Source organism: Ruegeria sp. BG11 (genome assembly GCF_056538565.1).
In genome coordinates this window covers 745,255-764,131 of record NZ_JBQFTH010000001.1, presented here as the reverse complement: position 1 = coordinate 764,131, position 18,877 = coordinate 745,255, and the positions used below count along the sequence as shown (strand labels likewise).

General features: G+C 62.2%; 18 protein-coding genes. 1 reads left to right on the top strand and 17 read right to left on the bottom strand.

Going from position 1 to position 18,877, the window contains the following annotated elements; translation table 11 throughout:
* Positions 1-8: 8 nt before the first annotated feature.
* The 10 genes from ACR0JF_RS03840 to cbiE form a co-directional block, all read right to left on the bottom strand.
* Positions 9-1,379, bottom strand: a complete 1,371-nt coding sequence (locus tag ACR0JF_RS03840; protein WP_170660265.1) for a tetratricopeptide repeat protein — start codon at positions 1,377-1,379, stop codon at positions 9-11.
* Positions 1,380-1,558: 179 nt separating this feature from the next.
* The gene (locus tag ACR0JF_RS03835; RefSeq protein ID WP_170660264.1) at positions 1,559-2,743 is read right to left on the bottom strand and encodes a CoA transferase; all 1,185 of its coding nucleotides are present in this window, start codon (positions 2,741-2,743) and stop codon (positions 1,559-1,561) included.
* Entirely contained in the window at positions 2,730-4,349 is a 1,620-nt protein-coding gene (locus ACR0JF_RS03830) for a thiamine pyrophosphate-binding protein (RefSeq protein WP_170660263.1), read from the bottom strand. Before ACR0JF_RS03830 ends, ACR0JF_RS03835 begins: the two co-directional genes overlap by 14 nt.
* An 81-nt stretch (positions 4,350-4,430) precedes the next feature.
* Positions 4,431-4,889, bottom strand: coding sequence for a DUF302 domain-containing protein (locus ACR0JF_RS03825; RefSeq protein ID WP_480668893.1), 459 nt, complete (start codon positions 4,887-4,889; stop codon positions 4,431-4,433).
* Between the two features lie 77 nt (positions 4,890-4,966).
* Positions 4,967-5,710, bottom strand: a complete 744-nt coding sequence (cobF, locus tag ACR0JF_RS03820) for a precorrin-6A synthase (deacetylating) (protein ID WP_170660261.1) — start codon at positions 5,708-5,710, stop codon at positions 4,967-4,969.
* Positions 5,703-6,431, bottom strand: coding sequence for a uroporphyrinogen-III C-methyltransferase (cobA, locus tag ACR0JF_RS03815; RefSeq protein ID WP_170660260.1), 729 nt, complete (start codon positions 6,429-6,431; stop codon positions 5,703-5,705). Before cobA ends, cobF begins: the two co-directional genes overlap by 8 nt.
* Positions 6,428-7,756, bottom strand: coding sequence for a cobyrinic acid a,c-diamide synthase CobB (locus ACR0JF_RS03810; RefSeq protein ID WP_170660259.1), 1,329 nt, complete (start codon positions 7,754-7,756; stop codon positions 6,428-6,430). The genes cobA and ACR0JF_RS03810 overlap by 4 nt, the downstream gene beginning before the upstream one ends.
* Positions 7,749-8,543, bottom strand: coding sequence for a precorrin-4 C(11)-methyltransferase (gene cobM / locus ACR0JF_RS03805; RefSeq protein WP_170660258.1), 795 nt, complete (start codon positions 8,541-8,543; stop codon positions 7,749-7,751). Before cobM ends, ACR0JF_RS03810 begins: the two co-directional genes overlap by 8 nt.
* Positions 8,540-8,908: a cobalamin biosynthesis protein gene (locus ACR0JF_RS03800; RefSeq protein WP_170660308.1), complete on the bottom strand. Its 369-nt coding sequence runs from the start codon at positions 8,906-8,908 to the stop codon at positions 8,540-8,542. Before ACR0JF_RS03800 ends, cobM begins: the two co-directional genes overlap by 4 nt.
* Complete coding sequence (gene cbiE, locus ACR0JF_RS03795; protein WP_170660257.1) at positions 8,905-10,104, bottom strand: precorrin-6y C5,15-methyltransferase (decarboxylating) subunit CbiE; 1,200 nt, start codon at positions 10,102-10,104, stop codon at positions 8,905-8,907. Before cbiE ends, ACR0JF_RS03800 begins: the two co-directional genes overlap by 4 nt.
* Here cbiE and ACR0JF_RS03790 point away from each other — a divergent pair.
* Positions 10,103-10,867, top strand: coding sequence for a cobalt-precorrin-6A reductase (locus ACR0JF_RS03790; RefSeq protein ID WP_170660256.1), 765 nt, complete (start codon positions 10,103-10,105; stop codon positions 10,865-10,867). The two genes, cbiE and ACR0JF_RS03790, sit on opposite strands and share 2 nt — an antisense overlap.
* On the opposite strand, the gene cobJ is transcribed toward ACR0JF_RS03790, so the two are convergent.
* Genes cobJ through ACR0JF_RS03755 form a run of 7 tightly spaced genes read right to left on the bottom strand, consistent with a single transcriptional unit; the run spans position 10,840 to position 18,798 of the window.
* Complete coding sequence (gene cobJ, locus ACR0JF_RS03785) at positions 10,840-11,592, bottom strand: precorrin-3B C(17)-methyltransferase (protein WP_170660255.1); 753 nt, start codon at positions 11,590-11,592, stop codon at positions 10,840-10,842. The two genes, ACR0JF_RS03790 and cobJ, sit on opposite strands and share 28 nt — an antisense overlap.
* A complete protein-coding gene (locus tag ACR0JF_RS03780) occupies positions 11,589-12,317 on the bottom strand; it encodes a precorrin-2 C(20)-methyltransferase (protein WP_170660254.1) in 729 nt (242 codons plus the stop codon). Before ACR0JF_RS03780 ends, cobJ begins: the two co-directional genes overlap by 4 nt.
* Positions 12,314-12,943 (bottom strand): precorrin-8X methylmutase, encoded by a 630-nt coding sequence (locus ACR0JF_RS03775; RefSeq protein WP_170660253.1) that lies wholly within the window; start codon positions 12,941-12,943, stop codon positions 12,314-12,316. The genes ACR0JF_RS03780 and ACR0JF_RS03775 overlap by 4 nt, the downstream gene beginning before the upstream one ends.
* Positions 12,943-14,070, bottom strand: coding sequence for a precorrin-3B synthase (gene cobG, locus ACR0JF_RS03770; protein WP_170660252.1), 1,128 nt, complete (start codon positions 14,068-14,070; stop codon positions 12,943-12,945). Before cobG ends, ACR0JF_RS03775 begins: the two co-directional genes overlap by 1 nt.
* A complete protein-coding gene (cobN, locus tag ACR0JF_RS03765) occupies positions 14,067-17,360 on the bottom strand; it encodes a cobaltochelatase subunit CobN (protein ID WP_170660251.1) in 3,294 nt (1,097 codons plus the stop codon). The genes cobG and cobN overlap by 4 nt, the downstream gene beginning before the upstream one ends.
* A 5-nt stretch (positions 17,361-17,365) precedes the next feature.
* Positions 17,366-18,421 carry a cobalamin biosynthesis protein CobW gene (cobW, locus tag ACR0JF_RS03760; protein ID WP_170660250.1) on the bottom strand — a complete coding sequence of 352 codons (1,056 nt, stop codon included), beginning with the start codon at positions 18,419-18,421 and terminating at the stop codon, positions 17,366-17,368.
* Positions 18,418-18,798 (bottom strand): DUF1636 domain-containing protein, encoded by a 381-nt coding sequence (locus ACR0JF_RS03755; RefSeq protein ID WP_170660307.1) that lies wholly within the window; start codon positions 18,796-18,798, stop codon positions 18,418-18,420. Before ACR0JF_RS03755 ends, cobW begins: the two co-directional genes overlap by 4 nt.
* Positions 18,799-18,877: the final 79 nt, after the last annotated feature.

Below are 18,877 nucleotides of genomic sequence, written 5' to 3'. Positions count from 1 at the left end.
TCTTTTTGTTATTCAGCCGGGACGCTTTGTGCGTCGCCGTTGTCGCGGGCTGCGTTGATCAGGGCGCGGCGCGCGAGTGCGTAATTGTCCTCGCCTCCGGCGCGTTTGGCGCGGCGGTCATCCAGAATACGCTCGACCGCGTCCAGGCGCCCGGCGCGCAGGCCGGAATCAATTGTGATGCGCTCGAATACATCACGTTGGGCGTGACTGCCACCGGCCAACTGCATGCCCGAGCGGGCGGTCGACAGGAAATCAAACGCCGCGCCGTACAGACCATCACCAAAGGCCTCAAGCCCTTTTGCAGCAGCAATGCCGGGGTCAGACATGCGGATCGGTGTGTCGCCTTGATTGCGCTGCGCGTCTTTCTGGATGCGCTGCAGCATCTTGCCCGTCGCGTCCGAGCGGTTGTCGCCGGTCAGAGCCAGCAGATAATGCAGGTCGGCGAAAATCAGGCAGCCATCTTCGGTCCGGGCGGCGCTGAGATCGGCCAACTCCTCCCAGCGGTCGCCAACATCAATGCCTTCGAGCTCCATCCTGGAGAGCAGCGAGGTTGCGTTCGAGATATCGCGATAATCGTCAGTCTTGTCCTTGCGGATATGCTGGTCATAGAGGTCGATGACCTGATCAACCTGACCCAGATCCAGATGCATCAGCGCCTTGTGCCACCAAACGTGATAGCGGAAGTTGTTGCAATGAGCCCAGGCGTCCTCACGCCCTGCCAGCCAATCCAGGCCGAGTTGAGCATTGCCCGTCATCTCGTGAACATGGGCGACCGCGTGCAGACCCCAGGCATCGTCGGACACCATCCACAGTGCCTGACGACCGGCAATCTCGGCCTTTTCGTAGGATCCGGTCTCTTCCAACGCGAAGGAATGACAGCCCAGCAAGTATCCGCGGCCCGCATGATCCGGCTCATAAGCGGGCATGACGCGTTCGATCGAGCGCCGCATGCCCTCCGCATCGCCCAGCACAAACCGGGTCGCATGGCTGAGCTTCATTGCCAGCGAGTCCGTCGGATACGCGCGCAGCACCTCTTCGAATTTCTGCACGGCCTGCGAGGGCAGGTCCGCCAGATAGAGGGACAGGGCCTCAACAAATAGCTGCTCTCGCTTCGAGATGGGCTGGCGTTTCATCGCTTCATTGGCGGCGCTCAGCGCGTCGACGGCTACGGGTAGCATCTCGCGTCGGCCCAGAAGAACCATGAACAGGCCCTTGACCGCGTGGCCCAAAGCGAAGTCGGGCTCGAGCTCCAATACGTTGCCCAAATGCTGGGGGGTAATCGCCGCATGCGCCATGAACCCAAGCAGAACACCGTCCCATGCCTCGACTGCCGCCGGGTGGGTCAGAGTGTTCATCTGTCCAAAAACGTCTTGTTTCATACTTGGGTCCAATCTGGTTGCGGTATTTGACACTGTTCGATTTACCAGAGTCTGCGACGGCCTCGTAACAGTATCGACCCTGCTCTCGAATTGGTGAAATCGCGTGTGTGAAAAAAGTGAAAAAAACCGCCGATTCAAGGGCATGTTTCAGCAAGTTGCTGCCGAAACATGCAAGTGTTTCAATCTTCGAACGGGTTTTCAGCGCTCAAAATATCATCAGTATCGGCCCCGAAGACCGGCGGCGCATGCCGATATGTTACAGGCGTGAGCGACAGGTTGAGCGGATTGCCGATCAGATTCACCTCTCCCGGTTGGGCCTGCATGGCGATCTTCATCTGCCGCGCGGCGACCTGATCGGTGTCAAACACCTGATCCACCGTTTGCACCGGGCCGACGGGCACCTTGAGGGCCTCAAGCTCGGAAATCACAGTCGTCGTCGGGCGCTGTTTCATCGCCGGGCGCAGGATAGTGTTCAGTGCGTCACGGTGCTCCAGTCGCGCCGGATTGGTGGCAAAGCGTGCGTCGTCGGCAAGATCCGCGTGGCCGATGAACGCGCAGAACCTGCGGAACTGGCTGTCATTTCCAACGGCCAAAATCACGTGACCATCTGCTGTCTCATAAACCTCATATGGGACAATATTGGGATGTCCGTTGCCGCGTCGCTGAGGTACCTGGCCCGAGGTCAGGTAGTTTGTGCCCTCATTGATCAACCATGAGATCTGGGCATCCACCAACGCAAGGTCGATCTGTTGCCCTTCACCAGTTAGGTCGCGGTGGCGCAACGCTGCCAGAATGCCAACGGTTGCGTACATGCCGCACATCACATCGGCGATGCCGACGCCTACCTTCATCGGCGCGCCCTCGGGGTCGCCGGTCAGGGACATGATCCCACCATACCCTTGCGCCATCAGGTCATAGCCGGGCTTGCTGGAGTTTGGTCCCGTCTGCCCGTAGCCGGAAATCGAGCAATAGACGAGGCCGGGAAGATCCTGCGACAAGCTGTTGTAATCCAGCCCGTATTTCGCCAGCCCGCCGGGTTTGAAATTCTCGATCAGGATATCAGCATGCGAGGCCAGCCGTTTGATCTCGGCTTGTCCTTCAGGCGTTGCAATGTCGATGGCGACGGATTTCTTGTTCCGGTTGGCCGACATGAAATAGGCGCTCAGGTCGGAACGGTTGCCCGCTTCATCCTCAACATAGGGAGGGCCCCATTGGCGCGTATCATCCCCACCGGTCGAGGGGTTTTCGATCTTGATGACACTTGCGCCCAGATCGCCTAGCAGCTGGGTGCAGGTCGGTCCGGCCAGAATGCGCGACAGGTCCAGAACCTTTACGCCTTTGAGCGGCCCATTAGATTCGGCCATCATATCCTCCACGCTCGATCTCGGCAGCGATGACGGTGAAGCGGTCGGCTTTGACTGCCTCATCCAGTGCTGCACGCAGTTCTGCGCGGTTGCGGACCGTGTGTCCATAGCCTCCGAACGCGCGGCCCAGGGCGGCAAAGTCATGTCGGTCGAAATCGACCCCGTTGTTGCCCATCTGCCGTTGGCGCTGTTTCAACTCGATCAGGGCGAGGGAGGCGTCGACAAAGACCAGAAAGATCGGGTTGCCGCCCATTTCGGCGGCGGTCGAAAGCTCACCGGCGACCATCAGAAACCCGGCATCGCCCGAAAAGCTGATCACCGGGCGGTTCGGTTCCGCCAGTTTCAGCCCGATTGCCATAGGAACAGCGCAGCCCATGGTACAAAGGGCCGACGACTGGATCAGCCCGCGTGGTTCCGAACACTCCCACATCTGGCTGAGGAGAATGCGGTGCGCGCCACTATCCGCCGTTGCCAGAGTATACGCGGGCAGGGCAGCACGGGTCTCGGCGATCACACCAGCTGGGCCCCAATCGTCTTCCTGCGGGAAGGCTTCCGCCAAAGCGGCTTTGACCTTCGCGGGTTCTCCGGCAGGCCATGTGGCACGGGCGGGGTTGCCTTTGGCGATGGCTTCGAGGGTCTGGCCAGTATCGGCGACAAGGTTCAGCCCGGCCTGATGCATGTAGTGATCATTGACCACGGCCGAGATGTCGATGACGCGCGTTTCCTCGGGATCCCAGATCTCGCGCCAGCCAGGGCGCATTTCGATAGGGTCATAGCCCAGGCAGAGAACCAGATCGGCCTGTTCCACCAGCGGGACAAGGTGTTTGTCGGCCAGAGGGGACAACCCGGCACCGCCCAAACAGAGCGGATGATCTTCGGGCACCACGCCCTTTGCTTTGTAGGTCGTGACGAAGGGGATGCTGAAATGCTCCAGAAACGCCTGAACCACGCTGCGCGAGTCGTCATAGAGGACGTCCAGCCCGATGATCGCAATCGGACGCTCGGCTTCGGCCACCCAGCGACGGGCCTTGGACAGGCAATCGCCTTCGGGCGCCACGGCGGCAACCTTGGCCAGACGGCGGCGTTTCGTCGATGAGACGCGGGTATCCGCGACCGAGATCGGCACGTCGATATGCACTGGGCCGGGGCGGGGTTGATTGGCAAGCGACACCGCTTTGTCGGCGATGATATCTGCGCCCTCGGCGGTCAGGGTAAAGGTCCCTTTGGTGATCGAGCGATAAACTAGGCTGTGATCCATGACCTGATGCGTGTAAGTCAGCGCCTCATCCGCGTCGACGCAGCCGGTCAGCACGATCATCGGGACCCGGTCTTGCAGCGCGTTGGCAACCACGTTGATCCCGTTCATCGCGCCGGGGCCGAGGGTTGCAACCAGTATCGCGGGCGCGCCATCGCGGTGATGGACGGCTTCGGCCATGAACCCGGCTGCGTTCTCGTGCTTGGTCAGATGAAAAGTGATGCCGGCCCGTTCCAGCGCGTCCACCAGCGTCAGAACCTCGCCGCCCGGCATGCCGAAAGCATGGCGGCACCCTGCCTCATACAATCGTTGAGCCAGTAGATCCGCCGCGCGGGGAGAGAGGTCCTGCATCAGTCATGCTCCGAGAAAAAGATATGTGACAGCAAATGTCTGACACACCGGCAAGAGGCAAGCGGGTTCACATCAGTGTGACTATTTGACGGCTGTTTCCGCGATGGATTGAAACTTTTGGTCCAGTTCTGCGGCAATATCGGACAGGGTCTGCCCGCCCTGATCCGCGTAAGGCTCAAACACAAAGCTGGGGGTTTTGTAGGACAAGCTCGCAGTGCCGTCGTCATTTTCGGTGACATATAGGCGAATCGGTGCCTCGATCATCGCCGCGGTCGAGGTTTCCAGGACCCGCACCGCATAGTCGTTGTTGAACACGCCGATAACTCGATTGCCCGGAATGGTGATCCCACGGGCCGCCGCCGCTTTGGTCGGCCCGGCCTGAGTGACAACGATCAGCCCGTGTTCCTTGACGGCAGCCTTGGTGTCAGCCACCAGCGCGTCATAGGATTTCACCGTGTCATGAACCGCCCATCCCGGCAGGGCCTGATCCGCCAAGGCAGGCGAAGCCAGCAAGTAGAACGCAGCACAGATTGCTCTCACCACAGGATCTCCGTCTTGTTGGTACCCTACTAGAGCAGGTTTCGCACATCGCTGCATTCACATTTTCGTATGAGTCTTCAGGACGACCGCTTTTGCAGCAGGTAGATATCCATGATCCAACCATGATCGGCCCGGGCCTGCGCACGGGTAGTCAAAATGGTCTCGGCCACCTTATCCAACGGGCCGTAAATCAGTACTTCTTCCTTCATGCCGACATAGGCGCCCCACCAGATATCGAACGCCTCCATATCCAGAGACTGAAACGAACACTCGCCGTCCAGCATCACGGCAACCTTGGTGGCGTCCGAGGGCCAGCCTTCGTCGCGAATACGACGACCAGTGGTAACAACATAAGGCGCGCCGATATCGTTGATGGGAATGGCATGGGCTGCCGTCAGTGCCTGTAGCGCGGTAATCCCAGGAATCACCCGTTTGCGCGGTTGTGGGTCCAGTCGAGAGGCAATCCGCAGGGAGCTGTCGTAAAGCGAAGGATCACCCCAGATCAACAGGGCGATCTTCGAGGCCTCAGGATGCGCCGTCATCGCTTCTTGCCAGCGCAGAGCAATGGCATCGTGCCATTCATCCACACCTTGCAGATATCCGTCATCCGAGCGGCGTTTGGGGATATCGAAATACGCGATCTGCGGAGGGGTCTCAGTGACCTTGGCGATGATCTCCTCCCGCAGCCCGGCAAGGTCGGCTTTGTTCTCACCCTTGCGCGGGATCAAGATCAAATCCGCCTCGCGGATTGCTTGCGCGCCTTGCAGGGTTACGTGATCGGGATTTCCGGTGCCGATGCCGATCAGGGACAGTTCATACATCCTCGTACTCCGCCAATGGACCATAGAGGATCAGGGCGGGGGCCGTTCCGATCTCGGATTTCAACTTTTCGGCCAGCGCGCCAATGGTCGAACGGTGCAGCTTCTGATCCGGTGTGGAAACGGATTCCGCCATCAGGGCGGGCGTATCCAGCGGAAGGCCGTTGGTGTGCAGCGCTTGGACCAACAGCGGAAAGGTTCGTTTGCCCATAAAAACAACAGTGGTTGCCGCAGCATCCGCCAAAGCGGCCAGATTCAGATCCGGAGGCAACTGCCCGCTGACATCATGCCCGGTAACAAACTGTACACGCCGGGCCGTCAGCCTGCGTGTCAGCGGAATACCGGCAGCGGCAGCGGCTGCGATGGCCGAGGGGATGCCTGGGATGATCTCATAGTCGATCCCGGCAGCGCGCAGAGCGACGACCTCTTCCTCAAGCCGTCCGAACATGCCGCCATCGCCAGATTTCAGCCGCACGACCCGTTGTCCGGTCTGCGCGTATTCCACGAGCAGGCGGCTGACATGATCCTGTTTGGGCGAGGGCCGCCCGGCCCGTTTGCCGACGCCCACAAGATCCGCATCCGGTTGTGCGTGGCTCAGAATCGGCCCGCTGCTCAGATCGTCGAACAGCACGGCGTCGGCCTTCTGCATCCGATCCACGGCCTTCAGGGTCAGCAATTCCGGGTCTCCTGGACCGGATCCGATGAATGATACAAACCCGCTCATGCCGAGGCCTCGGCGATGAGGTGAAAGAAGGTACCTGTGACGTTGCCACGGCGCGATCCGGTCTGCGGGCCTTCATCCCCTTCGGCATCGAACACGCGCGCCAGCGGTGCATCAGGCTGTTCGATGATCGAGGAATAGTGGAACTCATGCCCACGCAGCGATGCGCCTTGCGCAAACCCTGGCATCGGAGCCAGCAGTTCGGCCCGGCGATACCCCAGATTGAATTTGCGCTTCTGGTACGAGGTCTGCAGCCCAAGCAATCCGGCCATCTGGTGCGGCACGCCCTCCTTGTCGATCAGAACGTCACCAAGGGCCATGTAGCCACCGCATTCCCCATGCACCGGCTTGGTCTCCGCGTGATTCCGCAAACCGGTCAGGAATGTGTCTGCGGCAGCCAGAGTGCCTGCGTGCAGCTCCGGATACCCGCCCGGCAACCAAACCAGATCGGCATCATCGGCAGGGGCTTCATTGGCCAATGGCGAAAACGGCAGGATCTCGGCCCCCGCCGCACGCCAGCCCTCTAACAGATGCGGATAGGTGAACGAAAACGCGGCATCCCGGGCCAGCGCGATTCGTTGCGCCGGGGGCCGCGGTAGCGCGGCTGACGATGGCCCTTTGGGGCCTGAGGAAGCCGCCAGTTTGATCGCCTCAAGGTCCACATGTTCCCGCAGGAATGCGGCGTAACCTACGATGGCACTTTCCAGATCGGGATGCTCAATCGCTTGGATCAACCCCAGATGACGTTCCGGCAGGGTCAGGTCTCCGCGACGGGGCAATACGCCCAGAACCGGCAGGCCTGCCCGTTCCATACCCAACCGCGTCAACCGCTCATGCCGAGGGCTGGCGCAGCGGTTCAGGATAACTCCGGCAAAAGGCAGGTCAGGGTTGTACATCTTGAACCCCAGAGCGGTCGCCGCTGCCGATTGGGCCTGACCGCCCATGTCCAAAACCAATACAACGGGCCAGCCCATGCGTTGCGCGGTTTCGGCACTGGACCCGTGGCCCAGCTCGCCGGGTTTGGCGACGCCATCGAAAAGACCCATCGAGCCTTCGGCCACCACGATATCGGCCCCTTCGGCCTGATCCGAGATCGCGCCAAGCAGCCCGTCGCCCATCGCCCAACTGTCGAGGTTGAACGAAGCCCGCCCTGCCGCTGCGCGGTGAAAGGCCGGGTCGATATAATCAGGGCCGCTCTTGAACGGCTGTACGGTGAGGCCATCCTCAGCCAGCGCCCGCAAAAGGCCCAGCATCACGGTGGTTTTGCCGGTCCCCGAAGAGGGGGCCGAGATCAGAATGCCCGGAGGGTTCGTCATCGTGTCATTCATCCTCAGGGCTCCAGCTTGACCACGGGCTGTCCGCGCTCTGTGGGCGATAGCGGCGGTCATAGTCTTTCGAATACAGGCAGCTTTCGTCGAACCCTTCACCCGCCAGCGCAGGCCCGACCATGATCAGCGCGGTGCGCGAGATGCTCTCGTCCAGCATGTCTTTGAGGGTGGCAAGCGTCGCGCGGATGATCCGCTCATCCGGCCAGCTGGCCCGGTAGACGACCGCTACGGGGCAGTCCGCGCCATAGGCAGGGCTCAGATCGGCAATCACCTTGTCCAGGTTGCCGATCGACAAATGAATGGCCAGGGTCGCGCCGGTGCGGGCGAAGTTTTCCAGTGTTTCGCCTTCGGGCATCGAGGACGCACGGCCCGGGGTCCGCGTCAGGACCACCGATTGCGCCAGGCCGGGCAAGGTTAACTCTGTGCCCAAAGACGCCGCAGCTGCCGCGAATGAAGGCACCCCCGGGGTCACGCTGACGGGAATGCCCATCTCTTTCAGACGGCGGATTTGCTCACCCATCGCCGACCAGACGGACAGATCACCAGAATGCAGGCGTGCCACGTCATGGCCAGCCTGATGGGCCGCGTCGATCTCGGCCATGATCTGATCCAGATCCATCGGCGCGGTGTTGATGATCTTCGCGCCTTCGGGGCAGTGGCCTAAAATCTCTTCGGGCACCAAGGATCCCGCATAGAGGCAAACGGGGCAAGAGGCGATGATATCGCGCCCACGCAGGGTGAGCAGATCGGCGGCGCCCGGTCCGGCGCCGATGAAATGAACGGTCATGAGTGTCCTCCGATGGCAATGGCGCATGTCGCCAGCCGGTCGTCCGAGATATGTCTGGGTGAAAGAAGCCGCGCGCCATTCCCGGCGGCGACCAATGCGGATGCTTCGGCCACGCTACCAGTGCCATAGGTGGCGCGGCTGCGGTTCGAGCATGTCAGGGTGTGCTGCCCGGCCAGATCGGCTGCGGCAACGAAATGCAAGGGCAGGGCAAGGCCTTCTGCGAAACTGGCCAGAGCCAGGTGACCCTCTTTGTCGGCGACGGTTGCCAAGGCTTGAACGTCATGATCAGCGGCAGCGGCGTCATAAGCCGTGCGCAGGCTGTCCACTGTTGCGCTTGATGAAAAGCCAAGGCCTGCGACGATCATAGCGTCACAGTCCATTGCACGACCGGATAGGCCGATTTCCAACCACGCCGGGGGCCGAGTGGTGCCGAGTGCGCAAGCTCAATCCGCAAAAGATCTCCGCCCAATTCTTCGTGCCAGCGGGCCAGCAGTGCTTCGCTTTCCAAAGTAACGGCGTTGGCGACCAAGCGGGCGCCTGATGGAAGGGCATTGCGCAGCCACGCCAAGAGATCGGCGCTGAGACCGCCTCCAATGAACACAACATCGGGCAGAGGCAGACCTGACAGCGCATCCGGCGCCGTACCGTGAACGACATTCAACCGATCTTGCCCCAACGCATCGGCATTGCGCCGGATGCGTTCGGCGCGATCTACGCGGGGTTCGATGGTTGTGGCCGTCATGGTCGGATCACACATCAGCCATTCAATGCTGATCGAGCCCGTGCCGCCGCCAATATCCCACAGATGCTCGCCGCGTTGCGGGGCCAACGCCGACAGGGTTAGCGCTCGAATGGGGCGTTTGGTGATCTGGCCGTCGGTTTCGAAAATATCGTCGGGCTTGCCCGAGGCCTTGGGGAAAACGCGCCCTTCGCCCGCAACCTCCAGCCCGACGCAGACCGGGTGATCGAACGTGCCCAGAAGCGCTTCGGTCAACGAGACCGAGCGCGCGCGTTCACGCGGGCCGCCCAATGCCTCCATCACGTGCAACTGGGTATCGGCGAACCCGGTCTCAGTCAGATAGGTCGCAAGCTCTGCAACGGCAGCACCATTGCGCAACAGGATGATCGCCCTTAGCCCCGGAGACAGGTGCGGTCGCAAACGCGTCAGAGGAGCGGCGTGAAGGCCAAAGGTCTGGGTGCCCTCTAACGGCCACCCCAAACGCGCGGCGGCCAGCGAAAAGGTCGATTGGCCGGGTCGCGCTGTCCACTCGGCAGCCTCGAAATTGCGTGCAATCACCGAGCCCGCGCCGAACCAGAAGGGATCGCCCGAGGCCAGAACCACCGTCGCACGACCCCGAAGTCCGGTCAAGATCGGCAGACCGTCGGAGAAAGGCACCGGCCATTCGATCCGCTCAGCCCCTGTTTCCGGCACCAGCGAAAGGTGGCGAGGCGGGCCCATGATGACCTCGGCCCGATCCAGCACTTGACGGTTTGCGGGCGACAGGCCATCAAGCCCATCTTCACCAAGGCCCAGAACGGTTAGCCACGGAGTATCAGACATGACCAACCCCCTGATCCCCAATGTGCTTATTCTGGGCGGCACGACCGAGGCGAACGCTTTGGCCAAAACCGTTTCCGAACAGGGGCTTGCGGCGACCTATTCCTACGCAGGCCGGGTCGAAAATCCGCGCCCGCAGCCCTTGCCGGTTCGGGTCGGTGGGTTTGGCGGCGTGCAGGGTCTGGTTGCTTATATCCGCGACAACGGGATCAGCCATGTGATTGACGCGACTCATCCATTCGCCTCGCAGATGAGCCGAAACGCGATTGAGGCCTGCCGTGCAGCGCAAACGCCAATGGCCGCGCTGACGCGACCCGCTTGGCGCGCGCAGCCCGGTGATGACTGGCGACACGTTCCCGATATCCCCGCCGCAGTTGACGCGTTGAACGTCGAGGCGCAGCGCGTGTTCCTTGCCGTTGGCCGGATGCATCTTAAGGACTTCTCGGCCCAGCCCCAGCATCGCTATCTGCTGCGTCTGGTCGATGCGCCCGATGAGCTGCCCTTGCCGAATGCCGACGTGGTTGTCGCTCGCGGCCCGTTTGCCGAGGCTGACGATCGCGCGCTGATGCAAAGGCACGGGTCGCAGTTGGTTGTGTCCAAGAACGCAGGCGGCACCGGCGCGCGGGCCAAGCTGGACGCGGCGCGGGCGCTGGGCCTGCCAGTGCTGATGATCGACCGACCCGTCCTGCCAGAGCGGACCGAGCTGTCGACGATTGCACAGGTTCTGGACTGGCTGGCTCATTCTGGGGTGAACCTCGGGGTGTAGACGATCGGCGCGCCGTCGCGTTCGATCACGCGGGTGCGCGATGATCCGACAATGACCACCGTCTGCATATCCGCCATCTCGGGCGTGGCCTCGACCAGAGTGGAGATCCGGATCGCTTCGTCCTCGCGCGACACGGCGCGCGCGAAAAGGATCAGGCGTTCAGGCTCACATTCCTCACGCAGGATTTTCAGCGTCTTTACAAAGCCTTCTGGCCGCGACTTCGAGCGTGGGTTGTAAAAGGCCATCGAGAAATCCGCCTGCGCTGCCAGACGCAACCGCTTTTCGATCAGGAACCAGGGCTTGAGGTTGTCACTAAGGTTGATAGCGCAGAAATCATGCCCCATAGGCGCGCCTGCACGGGCAGACGCGGCCAGCATCGCGGTAATCCCGGGCAGCACGTCGATCTGAATGTTACGCCATTCTTTAGGGCCGTTCTCCAGCGCCTCGAACACCGCAGCGGCCATCGCAAAGACACCCGGATCACCCGAGGACACAACGACCACGCGTTTCCCCTCGGCCGCCATCTGCAGCGCGTGTTGCGAACGATCGATCTCAACCCGGTTGTCACTGGCATGCAGAGTCAGGCCGGGGCGTTCGGCCACGCGCGCGACATAGGGGATGTAGCCGACCACATCGGTCGCCTCGGCCAGCGCAGCGGAGACTTCCGGCGTGACCAGGTCTTCATTGCCTGGCCCGAGGCCTGCGATCTTGACCCAGCCGCTCATGGCCGTCGCCCCTGACCGTGTACGAGGATGATCGAGAAATAGGGGGTGATCCCCTCGCAATTTTCAGACAGTTTGCAGACGCGTTGGTTCGGCATTTGCGCGTATTCCACGATCCACGCGCGGTCATACATCCCAGCGGTCTTGAGCGCGCGCTTCACCTTGTCGATATTGCGCCCGATCTTCATCACGACCAGTGCGTCGGTCTGCGCCATACGCTCGGCCAGAACCTCTTCGGGCAGGGTGGCGGCCAGAACAGTCAGGATGTCGTCGCCCCATGTGATCGGATCGCCGGTTGCTGTCCAAGCGCCGGACATGCCGGTAATGGCCGGGACGACCTCGACGGGGGCGATGTCGCGCAAGCGGGTATAGAGATGCATGAACGAGCCGTAGAAAAACGGGTCGCCCTCGCACAGCACAACGACGTCTTCGCCCTTCTCAGCAAGGGCTTTCAGATGGTGCGCGCAGTCCTCGTAGAACGCCGCCAACAACTCATTGTAGCGCGGATCGTTCAGAGGGATCTCGGTTGTGACGGGGTATTCCATCGGGAACTCCACCGCGCCTTCCGGGATCATACTGTTGACGATCTTACGTGCCTGACCGCTACGGCCGGGCTTGCGGAAAAACGCCACGTGGCGGGCATTGCGCAGCAGGCGATCGGCCCGCACGCTCATCAGGTCGGGGTCACCGGGGCCGAGGCCAACGCCATATATCTTGCCGGCGCTCATTCGGCGCGGCTCGCGATGGCGTTGATGGCGGCGACTGTGATGGCGCTGCCACCGAGACGGCCTTTGACGATGCAGGACGGCACCGGCTGCGCCTCCCACAGGGCGTCCTTGGATTCGACCGCGCCAACAAAGCCCACCGGGCAGCCGATGATGGCAGCAGGGCGTGGGCAGTTGGGGTCTTCCAGCATGTTCAGCAGGTGAAACAGAGCCGTCGGCGCATTGCCGATAGCGACCACAGCGCCTTCAAGATGCGGGCGCCACAACTCTAGCGCCGCAGCAGAGCGGGTGTTGCTCATCTCTTCAGCCAGAGGGCGCACGCGCTCGTCATGCAGCGTGCAGATCACCTCATTTTCGGCGGGCAGGCGGAACCGGGTAACACCCTCGCTGACCATGCGCGCGTCACACAGGATCGGCGCGCCGTTTTCCAGCGCGGCCCGCGCGGAGGATACAAAACTGGGTGAGAAATGAACGAATTCTTCCAGCCCTACCATGCCAGCCGCGTGGATCATCCGAACGGCGACCTGCTCTTCATCGGCGTCGAATCGGGCCAGATCGGCCTCGGACCGGATGGTTGCAAAGCTCTCCTTGTAGATCGCCGCGCCGTCGGTTTCGTAAGTGTAGGGCATCAGGTGAAGTCCATCGTCATCAGTGTTTCGGGGTCCAGCCCGCGCAGGATTGGCTCATCCCCCGCACGGCCCTGTTTGACAAGATCAAATCGTTCGTTCTGGCCGACTAAAGTCACATCCGCGGGGCCCATACGGGCGCACCCTTTGGAACACCCCGAAACATGAAGTGTGCCGGGTACAAGCGGGGCCAATTCGCGCGCGATATCGCGGGTTTCCGCTTGCGCCTGCGGGCATAACGGAGCACCGGGGCAGGCGTCGGTGGTCATAAGCGGGTCGGTGCCGTCCATGACAAAACCCGGTGCGGGTATCGCCGCCCCGCCTTCCAGCAGGATCAGGCGCCAGGGGGTGACACGAAGGGCAGAGGCGCCACTGTCGCGGATCAGCACGTGCAGTTCATTTGCAGGGAGTTGACCGAAGGTCGCGCCATAGAGGCTGCCCAGATCGCAAGCGCCCGGTTGTAAAGATGAACCGATGGGGCCGGGGTCGCTCCCCTGCCATTCCGCAGGTAGACCAAACGCCACCACGGCCCGCGCCATGCGTCGGGTGTCTGGCGTGAAGACCTCGGCAAACCAAGTGGCCAGAGCAATCAGGTGATCAATGGCCTCCGCCTCGGAGACGACACGTCCGGTCTGCGCCCCATCTGCGCGAAGGATCAGACGTTCGGCGGAACGCTCCAACCGGATATCGGCCGAATCCGCCGCCAGCAGGCGCTCCGGTCCTGTATCGATGGCAAAGCCGAATTTGGCCGGCAGCGCGGGCAACTCGTTCAGGCGGTCGATCAATTTCTGCGTCAGCCGCGCGGTCAGATCGCCCGGCTGATAGAGAGGTGAGACCAGAATGTTGCGCCGGACCTCGATACCCGGCTCTACGTCCAGCAGCCCAAGCGCGGACAGCTCGGACAGCAATGCCTGGTGTTCACTTTCCTGCACGCCGCGCAACTGCAGGTTCGCACGGTTGGTCAGGTCGATTGTGCCGTTGCCGAATTGCTGGGCCAGTTCACACAGGCCAAGCGCTTGTGGCGCGGTCAGCCGAGCCAGCCGAGGGCGCACGCGCACCACCAGCCCATCCCCAGACATCATCGGTCGGTGGGCGCCGGGGCACCAACCTTGGACGATGGGCGCGCTCATCCCAGCCCCTCCAGATCCGCCCGGATCGAGTTACGCCGCGTATTCCACAACCCGGCATCCAGCAACGCGCGGAACCGGTCCTGCATAGCCTGATGGGCCTGCGGATTGGCTTGCTGCAGGAAGGCATCCACATCTTCATCGCCCAGTGTGGCATCGTGGTAGAGGTCGAACAGATGAGGCGCAACGGTACCCGAGAGATGCGCAAACGAGGCCATGTGATCCAAAGTTGCCGCGATCTCGGCCGCGCCACGGAAGCCATGCCGCTGCATCCCGGCGATCCAATCCGGATTGGCAGCGCGGGCGTGGACAACGCGGCTGATCTCTTCCGGCAGAGTGCGCGCGCGTGGGTTTTCGGGGTTGGTATTGTCCAGATGATAGAGCTGCGCGGTGCCACCCATTGCTTTCTTGGCGGCGGCAAAACCGGCCTCATGCGTGGCGTAGTCATTGGCCAGCAGCAGGTCTGTTTCGGTCAGGTCCTGCAGGTGAACAAAACTGTCGGCATGCGCCACGCGTTGTGTGATGCCCGCCTTATCCTGAACGATATTCTCGCCCTCCAGCGCAAAAGAGCTGGCCTCAAGCCACGCCTCACCCGCCTGCGCGCGGGCCTCGTCGGTGTAGACCTCGGACAGTTGGGTCATGTTGACGCCATAGCTGCCGGGGGCGGGGCCGAACACGCGGGCCGTCGGTGCCTGACCGGCATAGGGGTTCCAGTCGGTCGCCTCATCCCGCGCCGCCAACGCGCGGATCGCCTGACCGTAAAGCGCCGAGAGGGTTGGGAAGACGTCCCGGAACAGGCCCGACACACGAAGCGTCACATCCAGACGCGGGCGGCTGAGGTCAGTGATCGGCAGCACCTCGATCCCCGAGACCCGCTCGGACCCTTTATCCCAGACCGGTTTTACGCCCAGCAGATGCAGCGCCATGGCGAATTCCTCGCCAGCCGTGCGCATGGTGGCCGAGCCCCACAGGTCGACGATCAGCCCCTTGGGATAGTCGCCTTCTTCCTGAAGGTGGCGGCGGACCAGTTCCTCAGCCAGTTTGACGCCTTGGGTGTAAGCCGCCCGCGTCGGCACTGAGCGGGGGTCGGTAGTGAAAAGGTTCCGCCCGGTCGGCAGAACGTCTGAGCGTCCGCGATAGGGGGACCCGGACGGCCCGGCCTCGATTCGCTTCCCGGCCAGCGCGTCGATCAGAGCGCTGCGTTCTGCATGGGCCGAGGGCGCAGGGTCGAAAGTGCCGGACACCTCAGGCGCGCGGCCATAGATATGCAGCCCATCGCCAAACTGGCTTTCTTTGATATCGCAGACAAAGCGGTCGATGCGGGTGATTGCCTCTGCGGTGCAGGTGGCTTGATCGAGGCCCAGATCGCACTCCAACCCGATGGCGTGCGCCTCCTCGCGGATATCTTCCTGAAGGCGGTCGCGGCGTTTGGGATCCAGCCCGTCCGCGTTCGAAAACTCATCGAGCAGAGATTCCAGTCGTACCATACGATCTGGGGTGCCGCTTTCCTTCATCGGGGGCGGGATATGGCCCAGCGTGACAGCCCCGATCCGACGCTTGGCCTGCGCGGCCTCGCCCGGGTCATTGACGATGAAAGGGTAGATCACTGGCAGGTCGCGGATCAGCGCCTCGGGCCAGCAATTTGCCGACAGAGCAACGGACTTGCCCGGAAGCCATTCCAGAGTGCCATGCGCGCCGATATGGATCAAAGCGTCTGCGCCCAGCCCCTTGCGCAGCCACAGATAGAAGGCGACGTAGCTGTGACGCGGGGTGCGAGACAAGTCGTGATAGTCGTCATCGCGCTGTTCGGGCGTGCCGCGTTCGGGTTGCAGTGCAACCAGCGCGTTGCCTCGGCGCAGGGCGGTGAAGTGGAACGCTCCCTCGGTAAAAACAGGGTCGTCTTCGGGCTTGCCCCAAACGGTTTGGAGATCGGCCCGCAGTTGCTCAGGCAGGTCAGCTAGGGCTGCCTGGTAATCTTCCAAAGACCACGAAATGCGCGCGTCCAGCAGGGTTTCCGTAATCGGCTCAGCCGGTGCGGTGCTGTAGCCCTCGGCCTGAAGATCGGTCAGTATCGCCTCGGCCGAGGCCAGTGCGTCGAGGCCAACCGCATGCGCCATTTGCCAGTCCTTGCTGGGGTAGGTCGACAGAACAAGCGCAGGCACCTGATCTGCCTTGGGCTTCTCATGCAGGGTCAGCCAGCCGGTGACACGGTCGATAATCGCTTCGATCCGTTCTTGCTCAGCCCGGTGGGCAAAGCGGGAATATTCCAGATGCGGGTCACGTTTGCCCGGTTCTTTGAACGAGGCGATGCCCGCCGAAATGCGCCCGTCCACTTCGGGCAGCACCACATGCATGGCGAGATCGGCGGGGGAGAGGCCTCGTTCCGCCTCGGCCCAAGCCTTGCGGCGGGACGTGGCGAGGGCCATCTGAAATACCGGCACGCCCGCCGCATCCAAAGGGGATGTACCCGACGAGTCTTTGCCCGAGAAGGAGGTGGCGTTGATGATCGCCGAAGGCTTCAGAGCGACGATGTTGTCACGCAGCCATTCAGCGGCGGCAGGTGCTTTGAGCGAGGGCGCGAAGAGGCCCACCGCCTCGAACCCACGATCCCGCAAGCTGCGGATCACGGTGGCGACGGGGGCCGTGTCCGCCGAGGTCAGATAGGCGCGATAAAACGTGACGATGATACGTTTTGCGTCGCCCGGAAAAGCAGTCTCAACCGGAATCACGCCGCGATCAGGACACCACGCGCCAGATTCGGGCAGGGTTTTAGCCCCCATAACCGGGCCGGCATAGAGCCCCGCCGCCAATGCCATCTGCGCCAAGGCGGCCTGCGCTGCGACTTCACCGCCGGTGTCGCAGAGATGTACCAGACGCCGCAGGGTCGAGACGGGCAGGGTGGAATACTCATCCAGCCGCGTATCCTCACGCCCGTCGGCGGGCAGGACGGCCAGCGCGATCCCCTTGGCCTGCGCAAGTGACAGAACTTGCTGCAGTCCGTAGGCCCAGTAAGGCACGCCGCCAATCAGACGGATCAGAACGCCCTTGGCGCCCTCAAGCGTCTGTTCCACATAGGTGTCGACTGACAGAGGATGCTTCAACGCCGTCAGGTTCGCCAACCGCAGGGTCGGCATTCGCCCTTCCGGCCCGCCACCGCGATGCCAGCCTGCCGCGAAAGCGCCAAGGTCGCTGTCCGAGAAGGACAGCACCACCAAATCCGCCGGGCTCTGGCCCAGATCGGTTGGGGTTTCCGTTTCTGCTAACCCGTGGCTTTCGCGGAAGACGACGTGCATGGGCCTTACTCGGCGGCCTCGGTTACACTCGCGAGGATATCGCGGATTTCTGCTTCTTTGATGTCGTCATGCTCGGCGATCACCACCATGCGCGAGCGGCGGTCTTCACCGGGCTCCCACGGACGGTCATACTGGTGACGCACACGGGCCCCCACGGCCTGAACCAGCAGGCGCATAGGCTTGCCTTGAACGGCGGCATAGCCTTTGACGCGCAGGATGTTCAGCTCATTGGCCAGACGCTCGATCTTGGCAATCAAATCGGCAGGGTCGGACTGTTCAGGCAGATCAACGATGATGCTTTCGAAATCGTCGTGCTCGTGGTCGTGGTGACCGTCGTGATGCGACGGGCGGGCGTCCATGTCATCCTCGGCAGCCGCTTCAAGCCCAAGTACAACGCGGACGTCCACGGCGCCTTCGGCCACTTCGACGACGGGTAGCGGGCGAGGGGCCTCGGCGGCGATGATCTCTTTGGCTTTTGCCACGCCTTCGGGGCCGGCCAGATCAGGCTTGGTCAGCAGGATGATGTCGGCGCAGGAGATCTGATCCTCGAACACTTCGGATAGAGGCGTTTCATGGTCGATCGAATCGTCGGCCAGGCGCTGAGCGTCCACCGCTTCGACATTCGGCGCAAAGCGACCAGCGGCGACGGCCTCGGCATCGGCCAGCGCGATGACGCCATCAACGGTGATTTTTGACCGGATATCGGGCCAGTCGAACGCCTTCAACAGGGGCTTGGGCAGGGCGAGGCCAGAAGTTTCGATCAGGATGTGATCGGGGCGCGGCTCCAGCGCCATAAGGGCTTCGATGGTCGGGATGAAATCATCAGCCACGGTGCAGCAGATGCAGCCGTTCGCCAATTCCATGATGTTCTCCGCTGGGCAATCCGGGATGGCGCAGGATTTCAGGATGTCGCCATCGACGCCGACATCGCCGAACTCATTGACCACCACGGCCAGACGCTTGCCTTGCGGGTTCTGCATCAGGTGCTTCACCAGAGTCGTTTTGCCCGAGCCCAAGAAGCCAGTGATCACGGTGACGGGGAGTTTTTCCAAGTTGCTCATTTCAGGGCTCCAATCGGGGGAATGCGGGCTGCGCAGTTCTTGCGGAAATGTTCGGGGCGCTCGCGCCATTTGACCAAGCCGTCCTCGGTCGCAAGGTACTTGGTGGCACCGTCAACGATCGCGTCGACATGGTCGGTTTCGTTCAAATGTTCATAGACGAAGGTCCAGCGATCCGGGCCGCCGCGCAGCACGATGGAACAGCCCTCGTTGCAGTTCGACAAGCATTCCACGGCTCTCAGGGTAATCCCTTCCGGCAGCTCCGCCTGTTCAAGCGCCTTGTGCAACAGCGTGCCGGGACGTTGCGCGTCGTCTTCAACGGGCAGCCCGCGACGACAGGTGGTGCAAACCAGCAATTCGACCGGAGCGGTCTCGGTCATGTCTCTCATCCCCCCAACTCCTCATCGTGGGGGACGGGGTTTCATGCGGGTCCCTTGACCCGACACCGGAACACCCCGT

Bases quoted from the DNA above. Each gene is read 5' to 3' on its own strand.
- cbiE (WP_170660257.1), bottom strand. From the start codon at position 10,104: ATGTCTGATACTCCGTGGCTAACCGTTCTGGGCCTTGGTGAAGATGGG.
- cobA (WP_170660260.1), bottom strand. From the start codon at position 6,431: ATGAGCGGGTTTGTATCATTCATCGGATCCGGTCCAGGAGACCCGGAA.
- ACR0JF_RS03830 (WP_170660263.1), bottom strand. From the start codon at position 4,349: ATGCAGGACCTCTCTCCCCGCGCGGCGGATCTACTGGCTCAACGATTG.
- ACR0JF_RS03755 (WP_170660307.1), bottom strand. From the start codon at position 18,798: ATGACCGAGACCGCTCCGGTCGAATTGCTGGTTTGCACCACCTGTCGT.
- ACR0JF_RS03775 (WP_170660253.1), bottom strand. From the start codon at position 12,943: ATGCCCTACACTTACGAAACCGACGGCGCGGCGATCTACAAGGAGAGC.
- cobF (WP_170660261.1), bottom strand. From the start codon at position 5,710: ATGTATGAACTGTCCCTGATCGGCATCGGCACCGGAAATCCCGATCAC.
- cobW (WP_170660250.1), bottom strand. From the start codon at position 18,421: ATGAGCAACTTGGAAAAACTCCCCGTCACCGTGATCACTGGCTTCTTG.
- cobN (WP_170660251.1), bottom strand. From the start codon at position 17,360: ATGCACGTCGTCTTCCGCGAAAGCCACGGGTTAGCAGAAACGGAAACC.
- ACR0JF_RS03780 (WP_170660254.1), bottom strand. From the start codon at position 12,317: ATGAGCGCCGGCAAGATATATGGCGTTGGCCTCGGCCCCGGTGACCCC.
- ACR0JF_RS03800 (WP_170660308.1), bottom strand. From the start codon at position 8,908: ATGATCGTCGCAGGCCTTGGCTTTTCATCAAGCGCAACAGTGGACAGC.
- cobG (WP_170660252.1), bottom strand. From the start codon at position 14,070: ATGAGCGCGCCCATCGTCCAAGGTTGGTGCCCCGGCGCCCACCGACCG.
- ACR0JF_RS03840 (WP_170660265.1), bottom strand. From the start codon at position 1,379: ATGAAACAAGACGTTTTTGGACAGATGAACACTCTGACCCACCCGGCG.
- ACR0JF_RS03810 (WP_170660259.1), bottom strand. From the start codon at position 7,756: ATGAATGACACGATGACGAACCCTCCGGGCATTCTGATCTCGGCCCCC.
- ACR0JF_RS03835 (WP_170660264.1), bottom strand. From the start codon at position 2,743: ATGGCCGAATCTAATGGGCCGCTCAAAGGCGTAAAGGTTCTGGACCTG.
- cobJ (WP_170660255.1), bottom strand. From the start codon at position 11,592: ATGAGCGGCTGGGTCAAGATCGCAGGCCTCGGGCCAGGCAATGAAGAC.
- cobM (WP_170660258.1), bottom strand. From the start codon at position 8,543: ATGACCGTTCATTTCATCGGCGCCGGACCGGGCGCCGCCGATCTGCTC.
- ACR0JF_RS03790 (WP_170660256.1), top strand. From the start codon at position 10,103: ATGACCAACCCCCTGATCCCCAATGTGCTTATTCTGGGCGGCACGACC.